The sequence below is a fragment of the Arthrobacter sp. H14 genome (assembly GCF_000520495.1).
Taxonomy (GTDB): Bacteria; Actinomycetota; Actinomycetes; order Actinomycetales; family Micrococcaceae; genus Arthrobacter_C.
In genome coordinates, this window is the sequence record NZ_KI914654.1 from 59,087 (window position 1) to 67,111 (window position 8,025).

10 protein-coding genes are annotated in these 8,025 nt (G+C 60.3%); 7 read left to right on the forward strand and 3 right to left on the reverse strand.

The window, feature by feature from the left end; all coding sequences use genetic code 11:
* The 3 genes from Y707_RS0111775 to Y707_RS0111785 all read left to right on the forward strand — a co-directional run.
* Window positions 1-376: YidH family protein (locus Y707_RS0111775; RefSeq protein ID WP_026535241.1), on the forward strand; the 376-nt coding region annotated here is incomplete at its 5' end.
* A gap of 3 nt (window positions 377-379) precedes the next feature.
* Window positions 380-718 carry a DUF202 domain-containing protein gene (locus Y707_RS0111780; RefSeq protein ID WP_026535242.1) on the forward strand — a complete coding sequence of 113 codons (339 nt, stop codon included), beginning with the start codon at window positions 380-382 and terminating at the stop codon, window positions 716-718.
* Between the two features lie 23 nt (window positions 719-741).
* On the forward strand, window positions 742-1,776 hold the full coding sequence (locus Y707_RS0111785) for a formylglycine-generating enzyme family protein (protein WP_081744815.1): 1,035 nt from the start codon (window positions 742-744) through the stop codon (window positions 1,774-1,776).
* 6 nt (window positions 1,777-1,782) lie between these two features.
* Here the strand turns inward: Y707_RS0111785 and Y707_RS0111790 are convergent, their stop codons facing one another.
* Window positions 1,783-3,519, reverse strand: a complete 1,737-nt coding sequence (locus Y707_RS0111790; RefSeq protein WP_026535244.1) for a glycoside hydrolase family 13 protein — start codon at window positions 3,517-3,519, stop codon at window positions 1,783-1,785.
* 92 nt (window positions 3,520-3,611) lie between these two features.
* Here Y707_RS0111790 and Y707_RS0111795 point away from each other — a divergent pair, with 92 nt between their 5' ends.
* Entirely contained in the window at window positions 3,612-4,913 is a 1,302-nt protein-coding gene (locus Y707_RS0111795) for a cell division protein PerM (RefSeq protein ID WP_026535245.1), read from the forward strand.
* Between the two features lie 43 nt (window positions 4,914-4,956).
* Here the strand turns inward: Y707_RS0111795 and Y707_RS0111800 are convergent, their stop codons facing one another.
* Entirely contained in the window at window positions 4,957-5,436 is a 480-nt protein-coding gene (locus tag Y707_RS0111800) for a hypothetical protein (RefSeq protein ID WP_026535246.1), read from the reverse strand.
* Window positions 5,437-5,476: 40 nt separating this feature from the next.
* Between Y707_RS0111800 and purN the strand changes: the two genes are divergently transcribed.
* Window positions 5,477-6,043, forward strand: a complete 567-nt coding sequence (purN, locus tag Y707_RS0111805; protein ID WP_026535247.1) for a phosphoribosylglycinamide formyltransferase — start codon at window positions 5,477-5,479, stop codon at window positions 6,041-6,043.
* A 141-nt stretch (window positions 6,044-6,184) separates the two neighbouring features.
* Here purN and Y707_RS0111810 read toward each other — a convergent pair whose 3' ends face one another.
* The gene (locus Y707_RS0111810) at window positions 6,185-6,430 is read right to left on the reverse strand and encodes a hypothetical protein (protein ID WP_026535248.1); all 246 of its coding nucleotides are present in this window, start codon (window positions 6,428-6,430) and stop codon (window positions 6,185-6,187) included.
* Window positions 6,431-6,443: 13 nt separating this feature from the next.
* On the opposite strand from Y707_RS0111810, the gene Y707_RS30680 reads away from it, so the two are divergent.
* Both Y707_RS30680 and Y707_RS29820 read left to right on the forward strand, forming a co-directional pair.
* Window positions 6,444-6,869 (forward strand): DUF6318 family protein, encoded by a 426-nt coding sequence (locus Y707_RS30680; protein ID WP_155852917.1) that lies wholly within the window; start codon window positions 6,444-6,446, stop codon window positions 6,867-6,869.
* A gap of 284 nt (window positions 6,870-7,153) precedes the next feature.
* Window positions 7,154-7,834, forward strand: a complete 681-nt coding sequence (locus tag Y707_RS29820) for a PKD domain-containing protein (RefSeq protein WP_253905145.1) — start codon at window positions 7,154-7,156, stop codon at window positions 7,832-7,834.
* The last annotated feature ends 191 nt before the right edge of the window (window positions 7,835-8,025 follow it).

The window sequence follows — 8,025 nt, forward strand, 5'->3', positions numbered from 1 at the left end:
CCCGCCTGCTCGTGGCGGCTTCTCGGCGTGGGTACTGCGCGGTGGCGAGGAACCCGATCCGCGGTTTACGCTCGCGAATGAGCGGACGTTCCTCGCCTGGATCCGAACCGCCTTGGCACTGCTCGCCGGTGGAATTGCGGTGGAAGCCTTTACCGCCGAGGTGTTCAGTCCGGCAATCCGCACGACCGTGTCGGTGTTGTTGCTGCTGCTGGCGATGTTCATTGCCGGCGGTGCATGCGTCCGTTGGTTGAATGTGGAGCGGGCTATGCGGCATAAGGCGCCGTTGCCGCTGCCGCTGATCATCCCCGTCCTGGCAGGCGGCGGCGCGGTGGTCAGCGCCGTATTCGTGGTTTTCGTGCTGCTGCGGGCAGGGTAGGTCGTGGATCCCGGACTGCAGCCGGAGCGGACATCGCTGGCCTGGGGCCGAACGATGCTGGCGATGGTGGTGGCGAGCATGCTGTTTTTGCGCTGGATCCCCGACTATGGCTGGTTCCCCATCATTCTGATCGGCCTGGCACTGGTCACAGCCGCCGGTGTCTACCTCGGCCAGCGCCGGCGCTACACGCGCAGGGGAGCGGAGAATGCCGCGGCCGAAGGAGAGGAAAGCCGATACGGACGGGCGCACGACGACGCCGTTGCGGTGATGGTGACGGCCGCAGCAGTGGTGGTTCTCGGCATCCTGGGGATCTATACGATCCTGGCCCTGCCGCTGCTTTAGTCCGGATATGGAACACTATTTGCATGACTAACGACCGCTCGGATGGCGACGTGAAAATCTGCTGTTCACCGGTACGGGACGCGTCCAGCCAAGTGGCCGCCGCGTCCGGCTCCGGGGTAGCTACCGCTGCCTCTGCCGACGTCCCCGCCACCACGGTCGGGGTCCCCGTTTCCACCGTCGGTGCCACCCCTCCCGCAGCCCGGCATGACGATGTCCTGGTTCCGGCGGGATCATTTTCCATGGGTGACGGCTTCGCCGAAGGCAACCCGGCCGACGGCGAGACCCCCGTCCATGAGGTGCGGCTGGACGAGTTCCGGATCGACTCCACAGCCGTAACCAACGGGCAGTTCGCCGCATTCGCCGCTGACACCAGCTACCGCACGGAAGCCGAACAATACGGGACGTCCGCGGTCTTCCATCTGGTGGCCCAGGCGCCCGAAGCGGACATCATCGGCGAGGCAGCCGGCGCGCCGTGGTGGTTGAACGTCCGCGGCGCCGACTGGGTACATCCCTTGGGACAAAACTCGAACTGGCGCGACGCCGTCGATCATCCCGCGGTGCACATCTCCCACAATGACGCGCTCGCTTATTGCGAGTGGGCCGGCCGCCGTCTGCCAACCGAAGCGGAGTGGGAGTATGCAGCCCGCGGTGGACTCGACGGCCACCGGTATCCGTGGGGAAACGAACTGCTGGACGACGGCGGCAACCACCGGTGCAATATCTGGCAGGGAACCTTCCCGACTTCCAACACCACCGACGACGGCTACCTTGGCGCGGCACCCGTGAAGTCCTTCCCGCCGAACGGCTACGGACTGTATGAGGTCAGCGGCAATGTGTGGGAGTGGTGCTCGGATTGGTTCCTGCCCAAGTACTACCGCAATTCACCGGCAGACAACCCCCAGGGTCCGACGATCGGTTCCGGCAGGGTCATGCGCGGCGGCTCCTACCTGTGTCACGACTCGTACTGCAACCGTTACCGGGTTGCCGCCCGCAGCTCAAACACCGCCGAATCGTCCACTAGCAACTGCGGCTTCCGTACAGTCGCTCTGAGTGACTGACGCGCCTTACCGGTTCTTCTCGAGGTACACCCTTACTTCCCAAGGGCGAAGCGTGGAGGTGCCGGCTTCGCCGTCGTAATTGCCCAGCAGAACCGGACCGGCCGGAAGTTGCAGCGGTACTTCAAGCGGGTCACTGGACACATTGGCGGTAATCAACAACCTTTCGCCGTCGAGAGTGCGTTCGAACGCGTACAACGCCGGATGTTCCGGTTCCAGCATGTTGAACGTCCCGAGGGCGACGACGTCGAGCTTGTGCCGGAGCCAGATGAGCTGCTGGTAGAACCGGAAGACTGATTTGTGGCCCTGACGGTCACTGACGGTATTGATATCCGGATAGTTGGGGTTGACGGCGATCCACGGTTCCGCATCGGTGAATCCGGCGTGGCGGGATGCATCCCATTGGACCGGAGTGCGCGCGTTGTCCCGTCCCATCGTGCCCAAAGCCTGCAGCACGTCGTCGGGATCCGCACCTCGGGCCGTGACGACGTCGGCATAATGGTTGATCGCCTCAATGTCCCGGAAATCTTCAATATCCGCGAAGGGCATATTCGTCATGCCGATCTCTTCGCCCTGGTAGATATAAGGCGTTCCCCGGTGCAGATGCAGGACGGCGGCCCAAAGAGTTGCCGACTCGTAGCGGTACAGCCCGGTGTTCTCGGGATCCCGTGGCGCCTGTCCGTCATGGCCGAAGCGCGAAACCAATCTCGGCTGGTCGTGATTGTTGAGATACAAACTGTTCCAGCCCGACGACGCCAACTCCACCTGCCACCGGTTCAGGCTCGCCTTCAGCACCGGCAGATCCAGCGTTTGGGGATCCCACTTGCCGCCCGGACCGTGGTCCAGCCCGACGTGTTCAAACTGGAACACCATGTCCAGTTCCTTACGCTCCGGAGCCGTAAAAAGGCGTGCATCCTCGACCGTGACGCCCGGCATTTCCCCGACTGTGAGTAATTCAGCGTCGCGTCCTTCGAAGACCTCGCGCACCATTTCCTGCATGAACTCGTGAATCCGGGGACCGCTCATGAACAGGGCGGAACCATCGCCGAGGTTCGTTCCTTCGATCGGCGGGCCGTCACGGAGTCCGGACTTGGAGATGTAGTTAATGACGTCCATCCGGAAGCCATCAACACCGCGGTCCAGCCACCAGTTCATCATCTCGTAGACCGCGGCCCTTACTTCCGGGTTCTCCCAATTGAGGTCCGGTTGCTGGCGTGCGAACAGGTGCAGGTAGTACTCGCCGGTGGCCTCGTCGAGATGCCATGCCGGGCCGCTGAATGCGGACTGCCAGTTCGTCGGCTCCGCCCCGGGCTGGCCGGCGTCGAACCCGTCGCGGGGAGGACGCCACCAATACCAGTCCCGCTTGGGGCTGTCCTTCGAGGAGCGGGATTCCAGGAACCAGGGATGTTCGTCCGAGGTGTGGTTGACCACCAGGTCCATGATGATCTTTATGCCGCGTTCATGGGCACCGGCGAGCAACTGATCGAACTGCTCCAGGTCTCCAAAGAGTGGATCGATATTCTGGTAATCGCTGATGTCGTAACCGTTGTCGTGCTGTGGCGAGGGGTAAACCGGTGACAACCAGATCACGTCGACGCCGAGATCCGCTAGGTAGTCGACTTTGGAGATGATGCCACCAAGGTCGCCGAAACCGTCGCTGTTCGAATCGGCAAAGCTGCGCGGGTAGATTTGATACACAACGGCACGGGTCCACCATGGCGCGTCGGTGGAGTTTGTCCAGGTCATTCAGCGTTTCCTCTCATTGCCATTTTCATCCATGCTATGCCGCGGCGTTGCCTTCAAGGCTCTTGCAGTACCGCGTGGCACCATAGGAAGCAATGAAACTGAACCAGGAGCGCAGGCTGCCCATGCCGCTGTGGCTGCAGGGTGCATTTGAGTTTGCCCAGGTCGCGCTCATCTCCGCTATCCTCATTTTGCTGCCGCTGGTGGCCGTATGGTTGACCGACGGTTTTGCCGACCGCAGCTTCGACTCACTGGCGCGGCTCGGTGGACATGCTTGGTTGCTCATTCACGGCGTCCCGCTGGACCTTCAGTTGGCGGCTGGAACGACGTCGCGTGACATGATTACCGGCGTCATTTCCCTGACGCCCCTCGGCCTGACGCTCATCCCGTTCCTTCTCGCCTGGCGGGCAGGAAGGCGCCTGGCGAGGGCCTCTTACACTGATCAGCTCTGGCAGGCGGGCCTGGGCGCCTTGATCGTCTATGCCGCGGTGGGAGCCGGTACGGGTTTCATCACCGAAACGGTCCAGGTTTCCACCTCCCTCGCGCAGGCTGCATTGGTCCCGCTCATTCCGGCCGGTGCCGGCCTCATCATTGGTGCACGACGGGAAGCCGGCTCCTGGGCCCGCCTGATCGGCGTCGACGCTGCAGAATGGATTGCGACGACGAGCCAGCACTCGCGCTGGGCAGGCTCCTACGTTTGGTCCGCGGTGCGGGCAGGCTATATGGCGCTGATGACCGGTGTAGCGCTCGCTGCACTGCTGCTAACAGTCTCCATCGGGCTGCACTGGCCCGACATCGTCACCGTCTATGAAGGCCTCGCACCGGGCATTGCCGGGGGTGCTGTGCTGACCGTGGTGGAGCTGGGCCTGCTGACAAACTTTGTGTTCTGGACGCTGTCCTGGGCTTCCGGTGCAGGATTTGCCCTCGGCGAAGGTTCAATTATCAGCCCGCTCGGAACAGAGGTGGGACCGCTGCCCGCCTATCCAGTCTTCGCGGCATTGCCCACCGGCGACCTGGCGTTCGGCCTGGCAGCGCTGCTGATTCCTGTGGTCGGCGGACTATTGGCCGGCTGGTGGTTCCTGCGTGAAGGCGAGAACCACTTCGACGAATGGCTCGAAATCAAGATCCATGCACGTTGGTTCACCGCGGCCGTTTCCACCCTCGTCCTCGGAATCGCCATCGGTGTTATTGCGGGACTGATGGCAGCGGCAACAACATGGATCTCCCGCGGATCCATCGCCATCGGACGGTTTACCGATATGGGGCCGGACCCATGGACAACGGCCCTCTGGGTGGGTGCGGAAGTCGCGGTTGGAGTCGTCATTGGCTACGCACTGGCGCCACTGTTCGAGAGGGACCCGAAGACTGCAGAGGAATTAACGACGGCGGACCGCTAACGGGCTGTTTGGATGCTAACCCGCCCGTCCGGGTTCTGTCAGGTCACTGCGTTAGTGGTTCGCTCAGCTCCTTGAGCGCGTCCTGGTAGTTCTGTTCACAAGTATTTTCGGCACGGACTGTCAGCGCCTGTGACATGCAAGTCTCGTATTCAGCAGTGACCGGCCACAAGGCGACGAGCGTGGCCGTGGAGATTGTGAGCACCAGCGCGGCACCCAAACCCAGCGCCATGCCGATCCGCAGCAGTCGCGGAAATCCGCATCGTACGGCCTTGACCAGTCCGATAATGCCAAACACTATTGAGGCAATTCCGAAGGCAGGGGCGACCGCTTTCCATGGTAATTCGAGATAGCTGGTCATCAGGGTAAGAATGACGGCGAAGACGAACAGCCGAATGAACATACGGGCCGAATTCAACTCTTCGTCGGTGGGTTTGTGCCGGTGCGACTTGCGTGGTTGCTCTGGTTGCTGCGGTGGCTGTGCCTGCCGCGTTGACTCCTGCTGGTTTGAATGCCCGTCTTCCATAGATTCCAGCCTAGGCCAGCTTGGCCCTTAAAGTGTTCCTATGCGCATTGTTGTCCTCGTCTCCGGAACCGGTTCCAATCTCCAGGCCGTCATCGACGCAGGGGAATCAGGGGAGCTCGACGTCGAAATCGCAGCCGTGGGCGCCGACCGTGAGGGCACTTACGGTGTCGAACGTTCAGCCGCTGCGGGTATAGACACTTTCGTCGTGAACTTCCGGAGCTACGCCGAGCGCCGGGATTGGGATGATGCCCTGCGCGGAAAGGTTGCCTCCTACGAGCCGGACCTGGTCCTCTCGTCCGGGTTCATGCGTATCGTGGACGAGCGCTTCATCAAGCTATTCGAAGGACGCTACGTCAATACTCACCCGGCCCTGCTGCCTTCATTCCCGGGAGCGCATGGAGTTCGGGACGCGTTGGCTTACGGGGTGAAAGTAACAGGAGCGACGGTGATGATCGCGGACGCCGGAGTGGACACCGGCCCCATCCTTGCGCAAGCTCCCGTTGCAATATTGGACGACGACACTGAAGCCACATTGCATGAGCGCATCAAGGTGGAAGAACGCCGTCTGCTCGTCGAAACCCTTGCCAAACTGGCCGCCGGCGGCTGAGCCCCGACACCTGTCGCGACGGTAACTCCCACCTTTTTCGATGTTCCACGAGCCTTAACGTTCGCTATGCCTGTGGATAACCGGATGCACGATTCTATGATCTGCGCTACCTTGTTTGGAGCCGCCTACCAGGTGGACTGCCTAACAAACGGGGAACTTGGTGACTTTACAGAAGAAGGCGACGACGAGGGCCAGGTTCTCGAGCGTCGCCGTAGGCCTTGCATCGATCGCGCTGATCCTGACCGGGTGCGGCGACAGCAACGAGACGCCGCCGTCCAGCAGCCAATCCGCAGCGGAGTCCAAGGCACCCTCGCCGACTCCAACGCCAACGCCAACACCAACTCCCGCACCGACGCCTGCATCCGCAGATGGACCTGCCCGCAACATTCCTGTTCCCGAAATGCCGGAAGCCGCCACCAAGGAGACGAAGGCCGGATTACTGGCATTTGTAGAATACTGGTATGAAGCGGTTTCCTATTCTTATGTATCAGGCGACACTCAGCGTCTACGTACCCTTGCAGGTGGCAATTGCTCTAGTTGTGAGAACTTGGTGAAATTGGTTCGCGATTCCCATGCAGCCGATAAGTGGATGGTGGGCGGAAAACTGACCGTACTCCGCTCGGAAACAGACTTTGTTCCCAACTCAACTGGACGTTATCAGGTCCTAGTCGAATTCGAGCAGGAAAAGCTTCGCGTATATAATCACAACGGTGTCAAGGCCGAAACTGAAGTTTCCAAAGAGCCGTTCTATCACCTATTCGTCGCGACTTATACGGGTGATGGATGGTCGCTGGTAGACACGGGTCCTCCAACTGGGGCGGGATAATGCCATCTCCTCACCATCCTCAGCAGACCTACATTAGTAACCTTGCTGCAATTACCGGGATATTCATTTGCAGTATAGTGCTGGTCCTTATAACGCCAGCCGACTCGGCTCGCGCGGATGCTCTTCTTGATTACAATGACACATTCGACGCAGTCGATATTTCGGGAACCCAGTCGTCGGATGGGTCCTCGCCTCCGGCACGAGGGGGACCGGAAGGAGGTGTCGAATCCGCATCGTATAAGGAACAGGGCGGCCCGCCACCGCGATTCGAGCGAGCATGTGTCGTGGATCAGAACAACGTCAGCATTGCGTGCGAGGTCAATAGACGGCAATGCGATGCACGAGAGGGAGGAGTGCTGGGGCAGTGGTACTACTTTGACTCGTCCCAGAATCCTGGTGAATGGATCCCCCAGGGCGGCTTAATCTGCCGATATCCACCAGAACCAGGCGAAGACGTTCAGTCGCTGCCCACTTTCACGCTGAACGACTTCCAACAACTACCAATTGCCGCAGGCACGAGTATCGTTCAGCCTCAACCTCACACATTGGTCGGCGCCCATACCAATGTTTCAGCCGAAGCTGAACCGCAAAACTTCAGTGTAGAAGTCGCTGGGTACCAAATTGAAGTGAACGCGAAACCTGTGGCATATCAATGGAACTATGGGGACGGGCATGTTTTTGGTCCCACTCAATCGGCAGGTTTGCGCTTACCGCAAAACCGTTGGGGAGAGCAAACGGCTACGAGCCATATGTACGAGCAGACTGGCGACTACAATGTCACGCTCACCACTTTGTATAACGGTGAGTTTTCCGTAGACGGTGGTCCTTGGATTCCCATTCCAGGTCAAGCTGAAGTTGAGAGCGCTCCTGTCACGATCAGCGTTTGGCGGTCGGAGACGAATAACTACGCGGACAATTGTTTCGAGAATCCTCAAGGTGCAGGATGCCAGGGTGCTGGCGGCTGAGAATGCTTACTCAGTGCCGTTTAGGTAGCAGCCGAGGCTAGCTGGAGATCGAGAGCTCGGACTGTCCATTTGCGGCGCCTAGTACATCCGGTGATCCTCACCACAAATTCGTTGCTTCTGTGAACCGGTACACATTCTTCCCGTTAGCGATTTAGCGTCGCTGACGCGCCGTGGTGGTAGAAAGTCTGTTT

Coding starts and splice junctions, on each gene's coding strand:
- Y707_RS0111800 (WP_026535246.1), bottom strand. CDS start 5,436: ATGGAAGACGGGCATTCAAACCAGCAGGAGTCAACGCGGCAGGCACAG.
- Y707_RS0111785 (WP_081744815.1), top strand. CDS start 742: ATGACTAACGACCGCTCGGATGGCGACGTGAAAATCTGCTGTTCACCG.
- Y707_RS0111795 (WP_026535245.1), top strand. CDS start 3,612: ATGAAACTGAACCAGGAGCGCAGGCTGCCCATGCCGCTGTGGCTGCAG.
- purN (WP_026535247.1), top strand. CDS start 5,477: ATGCGCATTGTTGTCCTCGTCTCCGGAACCGGTTCCAATCTCCAGGCC.
- Y707_RS30680 (WP_155852917.1), top strand. CDS start 6,444: ATGCCGGAAGCCGCCACCAAGGAGACGAAGGCCGGATTACTGGCATTT.
- Y707_RS0111790 (WP_026535244.1), bottom strand. CDS start 3,519: ATGACCTGGACAAACTCCACCGACGCGCCATGGTGGACCCGTGCCGTT.
- Y707_RS0111810 (WP_026535248.1), bottom strand. CDS start 6,430: ATGTTGCGGGCAGGTCCATCTGCGGATGCAGGCGTCGGTGCGGGAGTT.